Source organism: Aeromonas sp. s9 (assembly GCF_040907765.1).
In the GTDB taxonomy this organism is placed as follows: domain Bacteria; phylum Pseudomonadota; class Gammaproteobacteria; order Enterobacterales; family Aeromonadaceae; genus Aeromonas; species Aeromonas caviae.
This window is the reverse complement of record NZ_JBFOCK010000080.1, coordinates 20426-40599: the sequence shown is the minus strand read 5'-3', so window position 1 is coordinate 40599 and position 20174 is coordinate 20426. Positions and strand designations below refer to the sequence as shown.

Here is a 20174-nt window from a genome sequence, read left to right as displayed (position 1 = left end):
CACATAGATAACGTCTTGTCCTGCCTTAACCTTTGGCTCTGAGCGTCTTGGCCAACCGGTCATAGAGGATGACGTTGACCGAGGCGGCCAGGTTCATGCAACCCTGAGTCGGCACATAGATAACCTCCTTCACCGCCGCGAAGCGGGCGGGTTCCAGGGTGCCATCCTCCGGGCCGAAGATGTAGAAGGCTCTCTCGGGGTGCACGTAATCCGGCAGGGGCGTGGCCCCCTCGATCAAATCCACCAGCACTGGGGTGCAGCCCTCGGGCACGAAGTCCAGCAGCTCCTCGACCCCGAGCAGGGGGATCTTCTCCACCATCTGCTTGGTGTCGGTAACAAAACGGCGTGCCAGCTCGAAGCGCTGCCCCGTGTAGTAGACCTCGTCCGCCCCGTAGCAGCCGGCGGCCCGCATCACGGCGCCCACGTTCTCCGGGGATTTGGGATTGACCAGCCCGATGGCGCAATAGTCCCCACCCTCCCGGGCATCTGCCCGGTGCTGCCCGGCGGCGCCTTCATCTGACACTTTCATCTCTCTCTCCTGTGTGGTGGCGCATTATACCCCCGGTGGGTCCCTTGCCCAGCGTGCGGGGCGGATTCCCGCAAGGCGGGCCCAACAAGGGGGCGGCTGCACCGTGGCGGCGCAGCCCGACATCCTGATGCGCAATGGCGGCGCCCCTTGCATCCTGGCGCGGGGTTTGCAGTCACTTCCCCATACAAGACGATGAGGCATCCGGACAAAGGCGTCCGTCCCCGCAGGGGGGCGGACGCTTTTTTTATGGGCCCCTCGTCAGACACATGACAAGGAGCAAGGGAATGAAGACCACCTGTGCCTATTGCGGAGTGGGGTGCGGCATCCGGCTGAGCCGGGAGGGGGACAACTGGCAGTTGCAGGGGGATGAGCAGCATCCGGCCAACGGCGGCGCCCTGTGCGTCAAGGGCGCCAGCCTGCTGGAGAGCCTGGCCTTTCCCGATCGCCTGCTCTATCCGCGCTGGATGGGGCAGCGCATCGGCTGGGAGGAGGCCCTGGACACCCTGGCGGAGCGTTTTGCCGCCATCCTGGCCGAGTCCGGGCCGGATGCCATCGGCATCTATCTGTCGGGCCAGCTCACCACCGAGGATTACTACGTCGCCAACAAGCTGATGAAGGGGTATCTGGGCAGTGCCAACGTGGACACCAACTCCCGGCTCTGCATGTCGTCGGCGGTGGTGGCCCACCAGCGCGCCTTCGGGGAGGATCTGGTGCCCGCCTGTTACGAGGATCTGGAGCTCGCCGATCTGGTGGTGCTCACCGGTGCCAACACCGCCTGGACCCATCCCGTGCTGTTTCGCCGCCTGCAGCAGGCCAGGGCGCGGCGCCCCGAGCTCAGGCTGGTGGTGCTGGATCCCCGCCGCACCATGACGGCGGAGCAGGGGGATCTGCATCTGGCACTCAAACCCGGCAGCGACGTGACGCTCTGGAACGGCCTGTGCCGCTACCTGCTCGATGTCGATGGCTGGGACAAGGCCTATGTGGCGCAGCACGTGAGCGGCTTCGAGGCGTTGGCGGGGGCGCTGGACGATCCGGCCTGGCAGTTGGACGAGGTGGCCCGCAGCTGCGGCCTCTCCCGCAGCGACCTGCTCGGTTTCTACCAGCTCTTTGCCCGTACCCCCAAGACCGTCACCCTGTTCTGCCAGGGGATCAACCAGTCCAACCAGGGGGTGGACAAGGCCAACGCCATCATCAACGCCCACCTGATGTGCGGTCGCATCGGCAAGCCGGGGGCGGCTCCCTTCTCCATGACGGGGCAACCCAACGCCATGGGCGGGCGCGAGGTGGGAGGGCTCGCGACCCAGCTCGCCGCCCACATGGGCTTTGGCGAGGCCGAGTGCGATCGGGTACAGCGCTTCTGGGGAAGCCCGACCATGGTGCGCGGGCAGGGGCACAAGGCCGTCGAGCTGTTCGAGGCTGTGCACCGGGGGGAGATCCGCGCGCTCTGGGTGCTCGGCACCAACCCTGCGGTCTCCCTGCCGGACGGCAACCGGGTGCGCGAGGCCCTGAGCCGCTGCGAGCTGCTGGTGGTCTCCGAGGTGACGGCCAACACCGACACGGCGCGCCTCGCCCACCTGCTGTTGCCTGCCGCAGCCTGGGGAGAGAAGAGCGGGACCGTCACCAACTCCGAGCGCACCATCAGCCGCCAGCGCGCCTTCCTGCCCCTGCCGGGGGAGGCCAGGCCCGACTGGTGGGCCCTGACCCGGCTCGCCCGTCGGCTCGGCTTTGGCGAGGGGTTCGCCTATGAGCACGAGCACGAGATCTTCTGCGAGCATGCCGCCCTCTCCGGGTTTGAGAACGACGGATCCCGCCAGTTCGACATCTCCGGGCTGGCGGGTCTCACCCGTGCCGAATTCGAGGCCCTTTCTCCCCTGCGCTGGCCCGTCAACGCTGACTGGCCCCAGGGGAGGGCCCGCCTGTTCGAGGATGGGCGCTTTGCCACCCCGGATGGCCGGGCCCGCCTGCTGCCCCTGGCCCAGCGCTTCCCCGAGCAGCCAGCAACGCTCCCGCTTGCAGGGGCTGTCTCCCTGCTCCTCAACAGTGGCCGCCTGCGGGATCAGTGGCACACCATGACCCGCACCGGCCACGTGCCCCGGTTGCAGGAGGCCGAGCCCTGGCCCAGGGTGCGGATGGGGGCCGCCAGCCTGCTGGCGCTTGGCGTGAAGGAGGGGGATCTGGTGCGCCTTTGCAACGGGCTTGGGGAGGCGCTGCTGCTGGTGGGGCTGGATGAGGGGCTCAGGGAGGGGGAGGCCTTCCTGCCCATGCACTGGACCGACAGCCAGTGCAGCCAGGGGGCGGTCAACCGCCTCATCGCCCCCGTGGTGGATCCCCTTTCCGGCCAGCCGATGTTCAAACAGGGGCGGGTGCAGGCCAGGGCGCAGCTCACCCGCTGGCAAGGGCTCTGGTGTGGCCGGGGTGAGTGGCGCGAGCCGGTGGACTGGTGGGCCAGGCGCCCCCTGCCCGAGGGTAACTGCACCCTGCTGGCCTCCTGGTCAGAGAGCACAGAGTGCCTGTGGCAACGGCTGGGGGCCGAGGGGCACTGGCTCAGGCTGCCCATGAAGGAGGGGTGGCTGGCCGTGGCCCTGGCCGGAGATCGCATCGAGGGGATCCTGCTGGTGGGAGAGCGGCGCCCGGACATCAAGGTCGACCTGCTGGCCAGTCTGCTCGGCACGCCGCTCCAGGCGGGGGCCCTGAGCCAGACACTGAGCCAGGCCCTGGCCGGGGAGAGCCGGCTGGTCTGCTCCTGCCTGCGGGTCTCGGAGCAGCGCATCGTCGATGCCATCACCCGGCAGGGGGTGAGCGAGCTGGCGGGGCTGCAGGCCCTGCTCGGCTGTGGCAGCAACTGCGGCACCTGTCTGCCCGAAATCGACAAGCTGTTGATCAAACATGTTTTCCTGGCATCCGCTTAGTGCGGTGCCAGGACACAAGGAGCCTGAGATGAGCCAAATCAGTCTGGTGGGAGCGGGCCCCGGGCCCCTCGAATTGTTGACCCTGCGCGCCCTGCACCGTCTGGAGGCGGCAGAGATCGTGGTCTATGACCGCCTGGTGGGGAGCGAGATCCTGGCCCGCATTCCCCACGGGGCGGCCCGCTTCGACGTGGGCAAGCGCTGCGGTGAGCCGAGCCCGACCCAGGAGGAGATCAACGCCCTGCTGCTGGCCCTGGCCCGCACGGGCAAGCGGGTGGTGCGTCTCAAGGGAGGGGATCCCCTGGTGTTCGGGCGCGGTGGCGAGGAGGCGCTGCACCTGGCCCGGCACGGCATCGAGGCCGAGCTGGTGCCGGGGATCACGGCGGCCCTGGGGTGCGCCGCCAGCAGCTTCATTCCCCTGACCCACAGGGGGCTGGCCCGCTCTCTGACCCTGGTGACGGGGCACCTGATGGACGAGCGCGACTATCAGGGCTGGCACGGGCTGACCCGGGCGGGCCACACCCTGGTGTTCTACATGGGGCTGGAGCGGGCGGCCCGCATTCGGGAAGGGATGTTGAGGGCGGGGGCCCCGGGCGCGCTGCCGGTGGCCCTGGTGGTGGCTGGCTGCAGCCCCCGCCAGCAGGTGCACGAGGCCACGCTCGATGGCCTGGAGCAGGCCGCCCGTGCCCTGCTGGGCCAGAGCCCGGTGCTGATCATCATGGGGGAGGTGGTGCGGCTGCGCGCCGAGCTGCAGGGGCTGCTGACGGAGGCCCTGGAACGGGTCGCCTGAGGGGCGATTTTCCCTCTACCCCCACTACCTCCTGATAGATAAAAAGGAGGTAGATTCAAAGAGTTGGCCTTCATGTTGCGGTATTTTCGCCAGACAGAACGCGATCGTCGCCGGCAAGGAGCGCCATGACTACTTTTTCCACCCGGGGCCAGGACGGCCCCGCTTCCCGGCTGTTGATCCACGCCGATGACCCGGGCCAGGCGAACCGCCTGGCCCTGCTGGTCAGTCACTACGGCCATCAGCCCGAGATCCTCGATACCCGCCAGTTGCTGACTCCGACGCAGAGGGGGGATGCCCTGCTCGTCAGTTGCCGCCAGTTCAGCGCCGAGGTACGCCTTGGCCTCTCCCTTTGGCCCGACATGCCGCGCCTCTTGTTCTGCGAGCGGCTGGGGGGCGATACCCAGCTCGCCCTGTTGCAGCAGGGGGTGTTGCTGGTGCCCCACCCTTGCGGCGAGCGTGAGCCGGTGGAGCAGTGGCTGCGCCTGGCCCGCAGTCAGCTCGCCATGGTGCAGGCCCTGATGCAGACCGAGAGCGAGCTGCGCCAGAAGCTGGAGGATAGGCGGCTCATCGAGCAGGCCAAGGGACGCCTGATGCGCCATCAGGGGCTGGACGAGGACGAGGCCTATCGCCTGATGCGCAGCACCGCCATGAGCCGTCACCTGAGCCTGGGGGAGCTGGCGCGGCAACTGCTGCAGGCTTTGCCCGCCTGAGCGCTCCCGTGGCCAACCGTTTTGGTGCAACTGCGCCTAATTGAGGCAAATTTGAGGGAGGATCAGGGCACCACAGGCCGCAAAGGGCCGCCTGATGCACCCTGGACGAGCTGGCACGGAAAGTGAATAACAAAAACACGATAGCAATGAAGTAACGATGCGCAGTGAGGGGCCGGTCAGGTCACTCACCCGCAACAGGGCAAAGAAGCCCCGCCGATCCCGGATCGGCGGGGCTTTTTTTTGGTCGCGACGCACCTTGGGTCGCAGCGCTGCAACGAGGTGGCACTGCGATTCCAGGCAGCCTGGCGCCATGGCCCTGACCCGGAACCGAGGGAGGAGATGCAATGAACGGACGACAAGGATGTGCGGGGCTGCTGCTGGCGGCGTTGTCGCTGCCGGTGCTGGCACTGGGAGCCCCGGAGCAGGAGGAGCTCAGGCTCGGCTTCATCAAGCTGACCGACATGGCGCCGCTGGCGGTGGCCTACGAGCGTGGCTATTTCGAGGATGAGGGACTCTACGTCACCCTCGAAGCCCAGGCGAACTGGAAGATCCTGCTGGATCGGGTGATAGACGGCGAGCTGGACGGTGCCCAGATGCTGGCGGGCCAGCCCCTGGCGGCCCACATCGGCATCGGCACCCAGGCCGAGCTGGTGACGGCGTTTGCCATGGATCTCAACGGCAACGCCATCACGGTGGCCAACAGCGTCTGGGCCGCCATGGCGCCCCAGTTGCCCAGGCCGCAGGCGGGCCAGGTGCCGCCCCCGGTGAGCGCCGCCGCCCTCAAGCCCGTGGTGGCGGAGTATCGCCAGGGGGGTAAGCCCTTCAACATGGGGATGGTCTTCCCCGTCTCCCCCCACAACTACGAGCTGAGGTACTGGCTGGCGGCAGGTGGTCTGCACCCCGGTTTCTATGCACCCCGGCTCGGCGACAACTCGGGCCAGCGCCAGGCGGACGTGCTGCTGTCGGTGACGCCGCCGCCCCAGATGCCCGCCACCCTGGAGGCGGGCACCATCGCTGGCTACAGCGTGGGGGAGCCCTGGAACCAGCAGGCGGTCGCCAGGGGCATAGGGGTGCCCGTCATCACGGATAACGAGATCTGGCGCAACAACCCGGAGAAGGTGTTCGGCGTCACCCGGCAGTGGGCCGAACGTCACCCCAACACCCATGTGCGGCTGGTGAAGGCGCTGCTGCGGGCGGCCTGGTGGCTGGATGCAGACGACAACGGCAACCGGCGCGCGGCGGCCAAGCTGCTGGCCAGACCCGAGTACGTGGGGGCGGACGAGCAGGTGATCGCGAACTCCATGACGGGCACTTTCGAGTACGCCAGGGGGGACAAGCGCCAGGTGCCGGATTTCAACGTCTTCTTCCGCCACCACGCCACCTATCCCTACTACTCCGACGCCATCTGGTATCTGACCCAGATGCGGCGCTGGGGCCAGATCCCCGAGGCCAGACCGGACGCCTGGTTCGAGCAGGTGGCCAAGGCCGTCTATCAACCGGACGTCTATCGCCAGGCCGCCGAGGCGCTGATCGCCGAGGGCAAGCTCAAGGCCAGTGACTTCCCCGACTTTGCCAGCGAGCAGGGCTATCGCGGCCCCCAGGATGGCTTCATCGACGGCCTCATCTACGACGGCCGCCACCCCAACGCCTACCTGCAACAGTTCGCCATCGGCCTCAAGGGCGATGAGCGGGTGCAATGAGCAAGGAGATCCCGATGAAACGACACACATGGCCCCTCATCCATTTAAAAGCCATCAACTGGAAAATCATGGTGCAGCCCCTGCTCGGCGTGCTGCTCTTCCTCGGCCTCTGGCAGTGGGGGGCGAGCCAGGTGCAGACCAGTCTGGGCACCCTGCCGGGGCCGCTCGCCACCGCCAGCCAGCTCTGGTCCCTCGGGCAGGAGCATCTGCAGGAGCGGGAGAAGGCGGCGGCCTTCCTCGAACGCCAGCAGGTGCGCAACGCCGAGCGACTGGCGGCGGATCCGGCGGCCGAGGTGAAGCTGCGTCCCTACACAGGACGTCCCACCTTCTTCGATCAGATAGCCACCAGCCTGCTCACCGTGCTGTGCGGCTTCGCGCTGGCGACTCTGATCGCCATTCCGTGCGGGGTGCTGCTCGGCATGAACCAGGGGCTCTATCGCGCCGCCAACCCGGTGATCCAGCTGCTCAAGCCGGTGTCGCCGCTGGCCTGGCTGCCCCTCATCACGCTAGTGGTGAGCGCCCTCTACGCCAATCCCGCCCCCTGGCTTGCCAAGTCCTTCCTCACCTCGGCCCTGACGGTGACCCTCTGCTCCCTCTGGCCGACCCTGATCAACACGGCGGTCGGCGTGGCGGGGCTGGATGGGGATCTGCACAACGTCAGCCGGGTGCTGCGCCTCTCCTTTGTGACCCACGTGCGGCGCATCGTGCTGCCAGGGGCCCTGCCCATGATCTTCACCGGACTGCGGCTCTCCCTTGGGGTGGCCTGGATGGTGCTGATCGCGGCGGAGATGCTGGCCCAGAACCCGGGGCTCGGCAAGTTCGTGTGGGACGAGTTCCAGAGCGGCGGCTCTGCGTCTCTGGCCCGCATCATGGTGGCGGTGATCACCATAGGCCTCATCGGCTGCGCCCTGGACAGGGGCATGCTGGCCCTGCAGCAGTGGTTGTCCTGGGACAAGCGTCAGGTGCTGCGTTAATCACATTCCTATTCAGGCAGGAGAAGAGCCAATGAAGAGTTATCTGGAGATAAGCGACGTCGGCATCTCGTTCGAGACGGAGCAGGGCAGCTTCGAGGCCTTGAGCCGGGTCAACCTGCGCATCGAGAAGGGGGAGTTCGTCTCCCTCATTGGTCACTCGGGCTGCGGCAAGAGCACCGTCCTCAACCTGGTGGCCGGGCTGCTGGAGCCGACCCTGGGGGGCATCATTCTCGATGGTCGCGAGGTGGCGGGCCCGGGGCCCGAGCGGGCCATGGTGTTCCAGAACCACGCCCTGCTGCCCTGGCTCAGCGTCCAGCAGAACGTGGCGCTGGCGGTGGCCCAGGTGGAGTCTGACAAGCGGGCGGTGGCGGAGCGGGTGGACTACTACCTCTCCCTGGTGCAGATGGATCACGCCAGCCAGAAGATGCCCCACGAGCTGTCGGGGGGGATGAAGCAGCGGGTCGGCATCGCCCGCGCCCTCTCGCTCTCCCCCAAGGTGCTGCTGATGGATGAACCGTTCGGCGCCCTCGATGCCCTGACCCGGGCCCATTTGCAGGATGCCCTGATGGCGATCCAGGCGGAGCTTGGCAACACCGTCATCATGATCACCCACGACGTGGACGAGGCGGTGCTGCTCTCCGATCGCATCGTCATGATGACCAATGGCCCCAGTGCCACCGTCGGGGAGATCCTGACCGTGGACCTGCCAAGGCCCAGGGACAGGGTCGCCCTGGCGGACGATCCCCACTACCACAAGCTGCGCCAGCAGGTGCTGCGCTTCCTCTACGAGAAGCAGCGCAAGGTGACCCCCCTCAAGGCAGCCGGGCAGGTGCGCAGCAAGCTGCGCGCCTGAGCCCGCCGGATTCAAGGAAGAGAGACATGACTGACAAAGAGCAACAGTGGGTGACAGGGGGCGGCATGGACCTGCTCGGTCGCCAGAACAGTGGTTCCGCCGACACGGCCGACAAGCAACGGCTGCTGGTAGTGGGTAACGGCATGGTGGGCCATCACTTCGTCGAGCAGCTGGTGGCGGCCGGCGGGCTGACGCGCTTCCAGGTGACGGTGTTTGGCGCCGAGCCTGACCCCGCCTACGACAGGGTGCATCTGTCCGAGGTATTCGGCGGCAAGGCGCCCCAGGCCCTGCGCATGGCGGATCCCGCCTGGTATGAGGAGAGCGGCATTGCGCTGCGACTGGGGGCCGAGGTGGAGGTGCTCGACCGGGCGGCCCGCACCCTGACGCTGGCCAACGGCGAGCAGTTCCCTTACGACCGTCTGGTGCTGGCGACCGGCTCGGTCCCCTTCGTGCCCCCCATCCCCGGTCATCAGCGAGAGGGGTGCTTCGTCTACCGTACCCTGGGAGATCTCGCCGCCATCCGCGATGCCTGCGCCCAGGCCCGCAGCGGCGTGGTCATCGGTGGCGGCCTGCTGGGGCTGGAGGCGGCCAACGCCCTGCGCTTGCTCGGCCTCAAGACCCAGGTGGTGGAGTTCGCCCCCAGGCTGATGCCGGTGCAGCTCGACGAGAGCGGCGGCGCCGTGCTGCGGGACAAGATCCAGGCCCTCGGGGTCGAGGTGCTGGTGGAGAAAGCCACCGAGTGCATCGAGCAGGGGGAGCAGGCCCGTCATCGCCTGCGTTTCAAGGACGGTTCCCACATTGAGACCGACGTGCTGCTGTTCTCGGCGGGGATCCGCCCCGCCGACACCCTGGCCCGGCAATCCGGGCTGGAGGTCGGGGAGCGCGGCGGCATCTGCATCGACGACGGCTGCCACAGTTCGGATCCCGCCATCCTCGCCATCGGCGAGTGCGCGCTCTGGCAGGGGCGCATCTTCGGCCTGGTGGCTCCCGGCTACCAGATGGCCCGGGCCGCAGTGGCCAGTCTGTGCGGCGGCGAGACCCGCTTTATCGGGGCCGACATGTCCACCAAGCTCAAGCTGATGGGGGTGGACGTGGGCTCCATCGGCGATGCCCACGCCAACACCGCCGGCGCCCAGGAGTTGCTGCTGCTGGACAGGGTCAACGGCATCTACAAGAAGCTGGTGACCGACGGCGAGGGCAATCGCCTGCTCGGCGCCATCCTGGTGGGGGACGGGGCCGATTATGAGCGGCTGCTGCAGTACTACCAGAACGGGGTGGCGCTGCCCCAGCCGCCGCTCTCCCTGCTGGTGGGGGAGGCAGGGGCCGCTCCCGCGCCCCTGGTGCTGCCGGACAGCGCCATCCTCTGCTCCTGCCACAACGTCAGCAAGGGGGACGTGGTAGCCGCCGTTCGGGCGGGCAATCACGAGCTGTCGGCGGTGAAGAGCTGCACCAAGGCCGGCACGGGTTGCGGCGGTTGCAGCAACCTGCTCAAGCAGGTAGTGGATCAGACCCTGGCAGACCTTGGCGTCGAGGCGGACAAGGGGTTGTGCGAGCACTTCGCCTACGGCCGTCAGGAGCTCTATCACCTGGCCCGGGTGGGCGAGCTGAAGAGCTTCGAGGCGCTGCGGGACAAGCACGGCCAGGGGTTGGGGTGCGACATCTGCAAGCCGACGGTGGCCTCCATCCTGGCGTCCCTCTGGAACGAGCACGTGCTGGAGAAGCCCCACCGCGCGTTGCAGGATACCAACGACGCCTTCCTTGCGAACCTGCAAAAGGACGGCACCTATTCGGTGGTGCCGCGCATCCCGGGGGGGGAGATCACCCCGGAGGGGCTCATCACCATCGGCGAAGTGGCGCGCAAGTACGGCCTCTACACCAAGATCACCGGCGGCCAGCGCATCGATCTCTTCGGCGCCCGGGTCGACCAGCTGCCCGCCATCTGGGGTGAGCTGGTGGCGGCGGGCTTCGAGACCGGTCAGGCCTACGGCAAGTCGGTGCGCACCGTGAAGTCCTGCGTGGGCTCCACCTGGTGTCGTTACGGGGTACAGGACTCCATGACCCTGACCCAGACCCTGGAGCACCGCTACAAGGGACTGCGGGCGCCACACAAGCTGAAGTTTGCGGTCTCCGGCTGCACCCGGGAGTGCGCCGAGGCCCAGAGCAAGGACATAGGCGTCATCGCCACCGAGCGGGGCTGGAACCTCTATGTGTGTGGTAACGGCGGCATGCGGCCGCGCCACGCCGACCTCTTTGCCACGGATCTCGACGAGCAGACCCTGATCCGCTACATCGACCGGCTGCTGATGTTCTACGTGCGCACCGGGGACAGACTGCAACGTACCTCGGTCTGGATGGAGAACATGGAAGGGGGGCTCGACTACCTAAAGTCGGTGATCATCGAGGACAGGCTCGGCATCGGTGCCGAGCTGGAGGCCATGATGGAGGGGATAGTCGGCACCTGGCAGTGCGAGTGGAAGAGCACATTGGCGGATCCGGACAAGCTCAAGCTGTTCGAGGCCTTCGTCAACCGGCCCGAGGACGAGACGCCGCCGCGCCGTGAGGAGCGGGGGCAATGGGTGCCGGATATCGCTATCAAGGAGGTGGTATGAGCGACATAAAAGAAGAGACCTTACAGTCAGAACTTGGAGCCTGGCATAGGGTATGCGAGCTGGCGGCGCTGCCGGAGCAGGCCGGGCGCAGCGCCTGGCTGGAGGGGCGGGTGCTGGCGCTGTTTCGCCTCGGGGAGCATGTCTATGCCCTGGACGGGGTGGATCCCCTGGCCGGCGTGGCGGTGCTGGGGCGTGGTCTGGTGGGGGATGCCGGTGGGGAGCCCGTGGTCGCCTCGCCCCTTTACAAGCAGCGCTACGCCCTGATGGACGGTCGCTGTCTGGACGATCCTGCCCTGAGCGTCGCCTGCTGGCCGGTGCGACTGGAGGGGAGCGAGGTCTGGGTACAGCTGGGGTGAGTGGCTCCATCTGAAAACCGTTTTTCTATCACCGGGCTTGCCCGGTGATTTTTTGTGCGCGACCCGACATTTCTTGCACGAGAGGATGGCGGGAAAACGTTTTTCAGAAATAATGGACAAACGTTTGCAGCTGGATGTTTGTCTATGACGGAACGTGAACAAGAGATCCTCGCCCTGCTGCGCCAGGATCCCATGATTGCCCAGCAGGAGCTGGCGGACAGGCTCGGCATCAGCCGCTCCGCGCTGGCGAGCCACATCTCCAGCCTGATGCGCCAGGGCTATGTGCAGGGGCGCGGCTATGTGCTGCGCGAAGGCCCCTACGCCGTGGTGATAGGCGGCGCCAACATGGATATCTGCGGCTGCAGCCACGACAACCTGCGCATCGGGGATTCCAACCCGGGCCGGGTACGCACCTCCGCCGGTGGGGTAGGGCGCAACATCGCCGAGAACCTGGCGCGCCTTGGTACCGACACCCGGCTGTTGACTGCGGTGGGCAACGATCAATACGGCCACCACCTGCTGGAGGTGAGCCAGCGCGCCGGGGTCGACGTGCGCCAGGTACTGGTACTGGAGGGTCAATCGACTTCCTGCTACCTCAGCCTGCACGATGGCAGCGGCGAGATGAGCTGCGCCGTCAACGACATGGGGATCATCGAGCAGCTCACCCCGGCCCGGCTTGCCCCCTTGAGCGGCTTCCTCGGCGCGGCCCGGCTCTGGGTGCTGGACACCAACCTCGCCACCCACACCCTGGACTGGCTGTTCGAGCGCCAGGGGGAGCACATCATCTTCGTGGACACCGTCTCTGTGGCCAAGGTGGAGAAGATCCGCCCCTGGCTGCACCGCATCCACACCCTGAAACCGAACCGCACGGAAGCCGAGCAACTGTGTGGCTTCACCATCGCCGGGCCCGACACCTGGCCCATGGCGGCGGCCTGGTTCCACCGCGCTGGGGTGCAGCGGCTCTTCCTGAGCCTCGGCGATCAGGGGATCTTCTACAGCGACGGGGCGTGCCAGGGCCATCTGCCCGTGCTCGGCAGCCCGGTCGTCAACGTGACCGGCGGCGGCGATGCCTTCATGGCAGGGCTGGCCCACGCCTGGTTGCAGGAGCAGGACATCGTCGAGACGACCCGGTTCGCCCTCGGCTGCGCCGCCCTCACCGTCAATTGTTCCGATACCGTCTTTTCCGGCCTATCCAAGGCCGCCGTTGAACGCATGCTGGAGGAGTACCCATGTTGAACGCTTACCTCGATATCCAACCGGTCGTCGCCGAAGCTCTTGCCGCCGGCAAACCCGTCGTTGCCCTGGAGTCCACCATCATCTCCCACGGCATGCCCTATCCGCAGAACGTGGAGACGGCGCGCCAGGTGGAGCAGGTGGTGCGGGACAACGGCGCCGTGCCGGCCACCATCGCCATCATCGACGGCCGCCTCAAGGTGGGCCTGGATGCGGGGGCCCTGGAGGCGCTGGGCAAGGCCGGCCACGCCGCCATCAAGTGCAGCCGCCGTGACATCCCCTTCGTGCTGGCGAACAAGGGGATGGGGGCCACCACGGTGGCCTCCACCATGATAGTGGCCGCCATGGCCGGGATCCGGGTGTTTGCCACCGGCGGCATCGGCGGCGTGCATCGCGGCGCCCAGGAGACCTTCGACATCTCGGCTGACCTGCAGGAATTTGCCCAGACCCCGGTGGCCGTGGTCTGCGCCGGTGCCAAGTCGATCCTCGACATCGGCCTGACCCTGGAGTACCTGGAGACCCAGGGGGTGCCGGTCATCGGCTACCAGACCGAGGAGCTGCCCGCCTTCTATACCCGGGAGAGCGGCTTCAAGGTGGATTACCGCCTCGACACCCCGGCGGCGATCGCCGAGGCGCTGCGCCTGAAGTGGGAGCTGGGGCTGGCGGGAGGTGCCGTGGTGGCGAACCCCATCCCGGCCCAGTTTGCGATGCCGAAGGCGGACATCGACGCGGCCATCAAGCAGGCGCTGCGGGAAGCGGACGAGCAGGGGGTCAAGGGCAAGGAATCCACCCCCTTCCTGCTGGCCCGGGTGTGCGAGCTGACCGGTGGCAACTCCCTGGCGGCCAACATTCAGCTGGTGCTGAACAACGCTGCCCTGGGTGCAAAGATTGCCGCCAGCCTGTAACCGGTAGTCCGGGCGTACGACTGACCGGTGGCAACTCCCTGGCGGCCAATATCCAGTTGGTGCTCAACAACGCCGCGCTGGGGGCGCGCATCGCTGCCAGCCTGTAAACACCTTTGCGAAAGATGCAAAAGAGGGCCAACAGGCCCTCTTTTTATTGCGCGAATCGGTGAGATAACCTCCTTATTCCAGCACCAGTCGCCCGTTGAGAGGTTGGACGGGGCGGTTGTTGGGGTGGTGCATCACCGCCTTGAAGGCATCGATCTGGGCCTGGCTGGCCTGGACCGGCTCCTTCATCACCAGCCAGCGCACTCCTTCCGAGCAGGGTGGGGTGGTCAGGGACCCGCTGAAGCGGTAGTAGTCGTGCTGGGCGGGCAGCAGTTGCTCTGCCGAGATGGGTTCCTTGAAGGCATGGATCTCCCCCGCCTTGGCTGGCAACACCTGCCAGGCCTGGCTCAGGGCCCCATTGGCCTGGCCCGGCTCGAACATCACGGCGACCACCGCCAGCTCCCCCTTGTCATTGGCATGGACCAGGTGACCCTCCAGGGGGTAGGACCTGCCTTCGATGAGGTTTTCGCTGGGGGCGTGGAAGTGGAACTGCTTGAGCTCGAAGTGCATGCCGTCGAGCTCAAGGGTGCTGCCGGGGGCATAGTTGACCTGCACCGTGTGGCCGTTGTTGACCAGCGTCTTGCCACCCGCCTGATAGTGGAACTGCAGGGGGGCCAGATCGGCCTTCACCAGACCCGAGAGGTTGACCGGCGACTGGTTGCTGCCGGCACACTGGCCATATTCCGGGGTCAGGCTGGCCCATTTCGCCGGGCCGGCCTCGCCGCTGTATTCCCAGTGTGTGGTGGCGGCAAAGGCGGCAGGGCAGAGCAGCAGGGCGCCAGCCAGCAGGGACTTTTTCATCATGCATCCTTATCCTGATTGAAAAGCACGGCCATTCCTGGCCTTCCGGCAGGAAGGCCTCATCAATGGCATCGTTGGAAACGCAGGGTACGCGGTGCCAGACCGGATTAATTGTTATGAAAGGTCTGTCGTCATCGTTATTTGAAGCGTGGCATGAGGCGGCGCCATGATGTATTCCGGCAACGGGGCTCGCTTATTCATGAAGGAGAAATCCTGCGGGCATTTTCGCAATGAACGGCCCCCTTTCATGGCGTCCCAAATAGATGACGGGCTGATTCTAGAGGGCTTTTCATGGCTCCGTTTGATCTCGAGCAAACAAGCGCGGACTAATTATCGGGCTTGAGGATCCCTTATTTCGCTGGGATTTGTTCGATATTCCCTGACCCGGTCAGGGGCGTGCGTGGCGGGAGCCGGGCGCTGCGCTGACAGAGTGCCTCGGTGTTGACCCCTTATCCCTCTGATAGTGCAGGAGAAATTCCCCCCTCATCACAGTGACGGCGGGATGGCAATCCCCCGGTTGGCGGCGCCTTGTTTGCGGTTTTGCCGTCCTCTTCACATTTCCGGATTGCTCGCTATTTGTGCGATTGCCTTACTCATCCGACCTGGTGTCAAATCACTCCGCCTAACACAAGGAGTGGCATAATAATGAATAATATCAATAAATTAGTTCTGGCTATCGGATTCACTCTCACCACCTTCCCGAGCCTGGCGGCGGGATTCCAGTGCGGGGAGCACGTTACCCTGGGGGTACCCGGTCAATCCAGTCAGCTGTTGTGCCGGGAGGGATATGCCGCCGGGTACAACTACGACACCAAGGTCTCTGACTGGGTCTCTTACCGGATGACGGCCGCCAGCGCCCAGGGTCAGGTGCCGCGCAAGGATGCCTTCGCCGAGGACAAGGAGGTGCCGGTGCAGTTTCGCGCCACCCTGTCGGACTACAAGGGCTCGGGCTATGACCGCGGCCACCAGGCGCCGGCGGCGGACATGCGCTCCACCGCCAACACCATGAAGCAGAGCTTCCTGCTCACCAACATGACCCCGCAACTGCCAGCGCTCAACCAGGGGGCCTGGCGCATCCTGGAGGAGAAGACCCGGCAGTGGGCCATCACCTACAAGAGCGTGCAGGTGATCACCGGCCCCATCTTCACCCACTCCGATGGCGCCATCGGCAACGGCGTGACCGTGCCCCACGCCTACTACCGGGTGGTGATGGAGCTGGCGGGCAAGCGGGCCATCGCCTTCATCCTGCCGCAAGATAACGTCTCGGCCAGCAAGCTGGCGGACTATGTGGTGACGGTGGATGAGGTGGAGGAGCAGACCGGACTCGACTTCTTTACCGAGCTGCCTGACGAGGAGGAAGAGGCCATGGAGTCGCGGCTGTCGGCCATGTGGGGCGGTTAGCGCGTCCGGCAGGGGTAACAGGGGCCCAGGCCCCCGTTACCCACACGGGCCTCCGGCCATTGTCATGGCCCCTGGTACAGGGCCAGTACAGCTTTGGTCTGGCATCGGGCCCTTATCATGACTCCTTTTTTCAGGAGGCATCATGTCAGCGCTGTTTTCCCTTCACTCCTCGTCCACTCTTGCCCGCGCGTTGCGCATCTGCGTACCCATGGCGCTGCTGGGGGCTGCTGTTCCCCCGGCCATGGCCGACGAGGATATCCGCTTGGGGCAGACCATTCTGCTCGGGGTCGGCGATCATCCCGCCATCATTCCCATGCTCGCCTGCCGGCCGACCAAATCCATCATGGTCAAGGCAGGGCGGGAGTTGACCCTGGAGCGGGTCAAGGTGTTCTACGGCAACGATCGCAGCAAGACCCTCTATTTCGACAAGGTGTTGAAAGAGGATCAGGAGTCGGGGTGGCAATCCCTCGGCAGCCGACTCTGCATCAAGCGCATCGAGGTGTACGGCAATTCGGAAGGGAGCAGGGCAGGGGTCAAGGTGTACGGGCGCAAATGAGCGAAGGGCGGGGGAAATCCCCGCCCAGTGCTTATTTCTTCGGGCGGAACGGCTTGATGATGGCCTCGTCGCACTCGAGATAGGGCCCTTCCATCAGGTCGATGCAGTAGGGAATGGCGGGGAAGACCGCATCCAGGCACTCGCGGATCGATTTGGGCTTGCCCGGCAGGTTGACGATGAGCGAGCTGCCGCGCAGGCCGGCGGTCTGGCGCGACAGGATGGCGGTCGGCACGAACTTGAGGGACTCGGCCCGCATCAGCTCGCCAAAGCCCGGCATCATGCGATCGCACACCGCCTCGGTGGCCTCCGGGGTCACATCCCGCCTGGCCGGCCCTGTGCCCCCCGTGGTAACGACAAGGCAGCACTGCTCATCGTCCACCAGCCGAACCAGAGTCGCCTCAATCTGATCCTGCTCGTCGGGGATCACCTGATAGACGGGCTCCCATTCCGAGGTCAGGTAGGCGTTCAGGGTGTCGATGATGGCCTTGCCGGAGAGATCTTCGTAGATGCCTGCACTGGCGCGATCGCTGACGGTGACGATACCGATTCTTGCCTTGCTCATGGTCTGCCCTTGGTTGCCGCAATAAAGTGGTAAATAAAATAACATAATCAGTGAGATATGTTAAACCGCCGGATGGTACAAGGGGAGGGCGTCGAGCCTGGGAGAGAGTCGAATGAAAAACAATTTTGAGGAAAGTTCCTTAATAAGGCATAAGGCCGAGAAAAATGGCGCTGAAATTTTATAAAAAAACTGACGCAGGCCGGATTCGGTTAATTTCATGAATCATAAGGAATAAATGATTTTTTCCGCCAACGATGCGCAATCCGTGCCAAAAACCGGACTCCTGTGGCTCGGCGGTGAATGGCCCAAAATCGCCACCATCCTATATAACCTTCCCTAGGGACAGTGAAATAGTGATGTGCCCGGCGTCGTTCCATTCCATGGGCGAGGTCCGGCCAGGAGGGTATATGGAGCTGCCTGATTTCGATACCCTGAAGTACTGGGCGCTGGCCGAGCCGGAGCGACTCGACGCGCTGCTGCACCAGCAGATAGAGACCCTGATCGCCCAGGTGGGGCCAGAGCGGCAACGTCGGTTGCGAGGTCTGCAATTTCGCATCGACTGCCAGCGCCGCCTGGCAAGAAACAACCTCGACAGCTGCATCCGGATAGCCAACATGATGCATGACTCCGTCTACGCCATGCGCCAGCACATTCTGGATCTGCAGAACGAATCTTGTCAGGAAATGGCAGAGCCCCCGCTGCCGGATAATGTGATAGCGTTTTCCAGTTATCTGAAACGGAAATAATTAAAGGCCCTGTTCAAGATATAAAAAAACAGGGTGTTTATTAATTTGTTTCACCTCTTTTCAAACAAGTTGTTAAGCAAGTTGGGTGAATTGTTTTTTATTTGCTGCAAATATTCCCCGGGCGGCTGAATAATAGTGACCAGTGCCCGCAGTCCGATAGAGATGGATGAAGGTGTATTTATTTTGGGGTAATATCCAGACACATTTCATCTTGCTATGACTCAAAGGGATCATGAGAAGCATCACACCAGGAAGGGTGCTGTCGCGAGAGCAGCAGACGGAGATCACCCGGATCATCGTCAAGGCGGGCCAGATGCTGGCCCAGTTTGGGGCGGAGAGCCGCATCATCGAGCAGACCACGGTCCGCCTGGGCATGGCGCTCGGGCTGGAGAGCGTCGAGATGGCCATCTCTTCCAGCGCCATCGTCCTCACCAGCCTCTACCAGGGCAGTTGCGTCACCACCACCCGCCGGGTGCGGGAGCACGGCATCAACATGCAGGTGGTGTGCGAAATCCAGCGCATCTGCATCATGACGGAAAAGTCGCTTATCGGCGCGCGCGAGGTACGTCAGCGCCTCGAGGCCATCACGCCGTTCCACTATCACCCCTGGCTGGTGGTGCCCATGGTGGGGCTCTCCTGCGGTGCCTTCAGCCTGCTGTTTGGCGGTGACTGGCCCATCTTCCTGGTGACCTGCTGCTCGGCCTCGGTCGCCATGCGGGTGCGCCAGCTCATTGCCCGCCATCACCACAGCCCCCTCATCAACTTTGCCGCCACCGGTTTCATCGCCACCCTGCTTGCCTCCAGCGCCACCTTCTTCGGCTGGGGCGAACAACCCTATCTCGCCATGGCCGCCAGCGTGTTGCTGCTGGTGCCGGGGTTCCCGCTCATCAATGCGGTCTCCGACATGGTGAAGGGTTACTTCAACATGGGGCTGGCCCGCTGGGGCACGGCGACACTGCTGACCATCAGCGCGGCCATAGGGATCATTCTCGCCATGTCGGTGACGGGTATCTGGGGGTGGAAAGTATGAAGATCTTTGACGTTGTATCGACCCTGTTGATCGGGGCAAACCGGCTATCCATCAGCGAGCGGAACCATATCGGGATCATTCTCGCCATGTCGGTCACCGGGATCTGGGGGTGGAAGGTATGATGGAACTGCTCTGGCTGCTGGCCAAGGATGCCTTCTGGTCGGCCATTCCGGCGGTGGGCTTTGCCATGCTGTTCAACGTGCCGCCACGGATGCTCAAATATTGCGCCATGGGGGGCGCCTTGGCCCACAGCCTGCGTACCCTGCTCATCCACTACGGCATGCCCATCGAGTGGGCCACCCTGGCAGCGGCGACCACGGTCGGCTTTGTCTGTGTCTACTGGTCGCGCCGCCTGCTGGCACCACGCCCGGTGTTCAGCGTTGCCTCCATTATCCCCATGATCCCGGGCAGCTATGCGTTCAAGACCATGATCGCCATCGTCGAGCTCAATATCTCCGGGGTGACCATGGAGCTGCTTCAGAGCGCGGTGGAGAACGGCCTCAAGGCGCTCTTTATCGTGGGGGCCCTGAGTTTCGGTTTGGCGATCCCCTCTCTGGTCGTGTACCGTAACCGCCCCATTATCTGACGACGGTGCGAGAGGTTGACCCCATGATGATTTCCATGATTGCCGCCATGGCCCAGGACAGGGTGATCGGCCTGGACAACCAGATGCCCTGGCACCTGCCGGCGGATCTGGCCCACTTCAAGCGGGTCACCCTGGGCAAGCCGGTGCTGATGGGGCGCAAGACCTTCGAGTCCATCGGACGGCCGCTGCCAGGCCGTCGCAATCTGGTGATCAGCCGCAATCCCGACTACCGGGCCGACGGCGTGGAGGTCATCGACTCGGTGGAGGCCGCGCTGGCGCTGCTGGCGGGCAGCGACGTGGCCGAGCTGATGGTGATCGGGGGGGGGCATCTCTACGGCCAGCTACTGCCACGGGCCGACAGGCTCTATCTGACCCGCATCGATCTGGCGGTGGAGGGGGATACCCGTTTCCCGGCCTTCGACGAGAATGACTGGTCCTGCATCGAGCGCGAGTCCCATCACCCCGACGAGAAGAACCCCCATCCCTACTGTTTCGAGACCTGGCAGCGGCGCTGAGCCCTCTGATGCCATGAAGAGCCCCTTGCGACAGCCGGGGGCTTTTTTGTGCCCTGTTGCCGCAAAGAGAAGGGGGCTGAACCGGCATGGTTGAAGGTGCCTGAAGCAATATCCAGAATGCGTGACATTAAAATGATTAGTTATGTAACTAATAAGCCATTCATCGCTCCGATGGGCGCAGTCGTCCCCACCCTCTCTTTTCGCCTGCTGCTAACGCCTTTTAATCATTAATGAAATGTGCTGAAAGTGCATCGATACTGTGGCGACCCTGTCTGTTATAGGCGTTTTTATCGTGATTTAATGGATT

At 64.8% G+C, this 20174-nt stretch carries 20 protein-coding genes; 17 read left to right on the top strand and 3 right to left on the bottom strand.

The genetic code is table 11. The features are described 5' to 3' along the window. Nucleotides 1-25 precede the first annotated feature (25 nt). Complete coding sequence (locus AB5Y54_RS16970) at nt 26-529, bottom strand: RNA methyltransferase (RefSeq protein ID WP_048207027.1); 504 nt, start codon at nt 527-529, stop codon at nt 26-28. Between the two features lie 284 nt (nt 530-813). On the opposite strand from AB5Y54_RS16970, the gene AB5Y54_RS16965 reads away from it, so the two are divergent. From AB5Y54_RS16965 to AB5Y54_RS16920, 10 genes are all read left to right on the top strand, one after another. After that, on the top strand, nt 814-3438 hold the full coding sequence (locus tag AB5Y54_RS16965) for a molybdopterin-dependent oxidoreductase (protein ID WP_368154054.1): 2625 nt from the start codon (nt 814-816) through the stop codon (nt 3436-3438). Nucleotides 3439-3466: 28 nt separating this feature from the next. Beyond that, on the top strand, nt 3467-4225 hold the full coding sequence (cobA, locus tag AB5Y54_RS16960; RefSeq protein WP_201996405.1) for a uroporphyrinogen-III C-methyltransferase: 759 nt from the start codon (nt 3467-3469) through the stop codon (nt 4223-4225). Nucleotides 4226-4350: 125 nt separating this feature from the next. Further along, nucleotides 4351-4935, top strand: a complete 585-nt coding sequence (locus tag AB5Y54_RS16955; protein WP_104455408.1) for an ANTAR domain-containing response regulator — start codon at nt 4351-4353, stop codon at nt 4933-4935. Between the two features lie 344 nt (nt 4936-5279). Beyond that, the gene (locus AB5Y54_RS16950; RefSeq protein WP_319904571.1) at nt 5280-6635 is read left to right on the top strand and encodes a CmpA/NrtA family ABC transporter substrate-binding protein; all 1356 of its coding nucleotides are present in this window, start codon (nt 5280-5282) and stop codon (nt 6633-6635) included. Nucleotides 6636-6649: 14 nt separating this feature from the next. Then, complete coding sequence (locus tag AB5Y54_RS16945) at nt 6650-7609, top strand: ABC transporter permease (protein ID WP_049636599.1); 960 nt, start codon at nt 6650-6652, stop codon at nt 7607-7609. A 31-nt stretch (nt 7610-7640) separates the two neighbouring features. Then, on the top strand, nt 7641-8462 hold the full coding sequence (locus AB5Y54_RS16940) for an ABC transporter ATP-binding protein (RefSeq protein WP_010675449.1): 822 nt from the start codon (nt 7641-7643) through the stop codon (nt 8460-8462). A 26-nt stretch (nt 8463-8488) separates the two neighbouring features. Then, entirely contained in the window at nt 8489-11071 is a 2583-nt protein-coding gene (gene nirB / locus AB5Y54_RS16935; RefSeq protein ID WP_368154052.1) for a nitrite reductase large subunit NirB, read from the top strand. After that, nucleotides 11068-11427, top strand: coding sequence for a nitrite reductase small subunit NirD (gene nirD, locus AB5Y54_RS16930; RefSeq protein ID WP_104452409.1), 360 nt, complete (start codon nt 11068-11070; stop codon nt 11425-11427). Before nirB ends, nirD begins: the two co-directional genes overlap by 4 nt. Nucleotides 11428-11571: 144 nt before the next feature. After that, nucleotides 11572-12663 (top strand): PfkB family carbohydrate kinase, encoded by a 1092-nt coding sequence (locus tag AB5Y54_RS16925; RefSeq protein WP_103858113.1) that lies wholly within the window; start codon nt 11572-11574, stop codon nt 12661-12663. Beyond that, a complete protein-coding gene (locus AB5Y54_RS16920) occupies nt 12657-13565 on the top strand; it encodes a pseudouridine-5'-phosphate glycosidase (protein WP_103858114.1) in 909 nt (302 codons plus the stop codon). The genes AB5Y54_RS16925 and AB5Y54_RS16920 overlap by 7 nt, the downstream gene beginning before the upstream one ends. 180 nt (nt 13566-13745) lie before the next feature. Here the strand turns inward: AB5Y54_RS16920 and AB5Y54_RS16915 are convergent, their stop codons facing one another. Next, the gene (locus tag AB5Y54_RS16915; protein ID WP_039040335.1) at nt 13746-14471 is read right to left on the bottom strand and encodes a carbonic anhydrase; all 726 of its coding nucleotides are present in this window, start codon (nt 14469-14471) and stop codon (nt 13746-13748) included. A gap of 645 nt (nt 14472-15116) precedes the next feature. Between AB5Y54_RS16915 and AB5Y54_RS16910 the strand changes: the two genes are divergently transcribed. Continuing rightward, a complete protein-coding gene (locus AB5Y54_RS16910) occupies nt 15117-15872 on the top strand; it encodes a DNA/RNA non-specific endonuclease (RefSeq protein ID WP_103858116.1) in 756 nt (251 codons plus the stop codon). 208 nt (nt 15873-16080) lie between these two features. Next, a complete protein-coding gene (locus AB5Y54_RS16905) occupies nt 16081-16428 on the top strand; it encodes a DUF2541 family protein (RefSeq protein WP_103255340.1) in 348 nt (115 codons plus the stop codon). A 31-nt stretch (nt 16429-16459) separates the two neighbouring features. On the opposite strand, the gene mog is transcribed toward AB5Y54_RS16905, so the two are convergent. Then, nucleotides 16460-16990, bottom strand: coding sequence for a molybdopterin adenylyltransferase (mog, locus tag AB5Y54_RS16900; RefSeq protein ID WP_041212474.1), 531 nt, complete (start codon nt 16988-16990; stop codon nt 16460-16462). Nucleotides 16991-17397: 407 nt separating this feature from the next. Between mog and AB5Y54_RS16895 the strand changes: the two genes are divergently transcribed. From AB5Y54_RS16895 to folA, 5 genes are all read left to right on the top strand, one after another. Beyond that, nucleotides 17398-17736 (top strand): DUF3135 domain-containing protein, encoded by a 339-nt coding sequence (locus tag AB5Y54_RS16895; protein ID WP_010675440.1) that lies wholly within the window; start codon nt 17398-17400, stop codon nt 17734-17736. A gap of 232 nt (nt 17737-17968) precedes the next feature. Then, complete coding sequence (locus AB5Y54_RS16890) at nt 17969-18766, top strand: threonine/serine exporter ThrE family protein (RefSeq protein ID WP_042014428.1); 798 nt, start codon at nt 17969-17971, stop codon at nt 18764-18766. Continuing rightward, nucleotides 18763-18888 (top strand): hypothetical protein, encoded by a 126-nt coding sequence (locus tag AB5Y54_RS16885; RefSeq protein ID WP_368154051.1) that lies wholly within the window; start codon nt 18763-18765, stop codon nt 18886-18888. Before AB5Y54_RS16890 ends, AB5Y54_RS16885 begins: the two co-directional genes overlap by 4 nt. Further along, a complete protein-coding gene (locus AB5Y54_RS16880; RefSeq protein WP_010675437.1) occupies nt 18885-19352 on the top strand; it encodes a threonine/serine exporter family protein in 468 nt (155 codons plus the stop codon). Before AB5Y54_RS16885 ends, AB5Y54_RS16880 begins: the two co-directional genes overlap by 4 nt. A gap of 23 nt (nt 19353-19375) precedes the next feature. Then, a complete protein-coding gene (folA, locus tag AB5Y54_RS16875; RefSeq protein WP_042878727.1) occupies nt 19376-19867 on the top strand; it encodes a type 3 dihydrofolate reductase in 492 nt (163 codons plus the stop codon). Nucleotides 19868-20174: the final 307 nt, after the last annotated feature.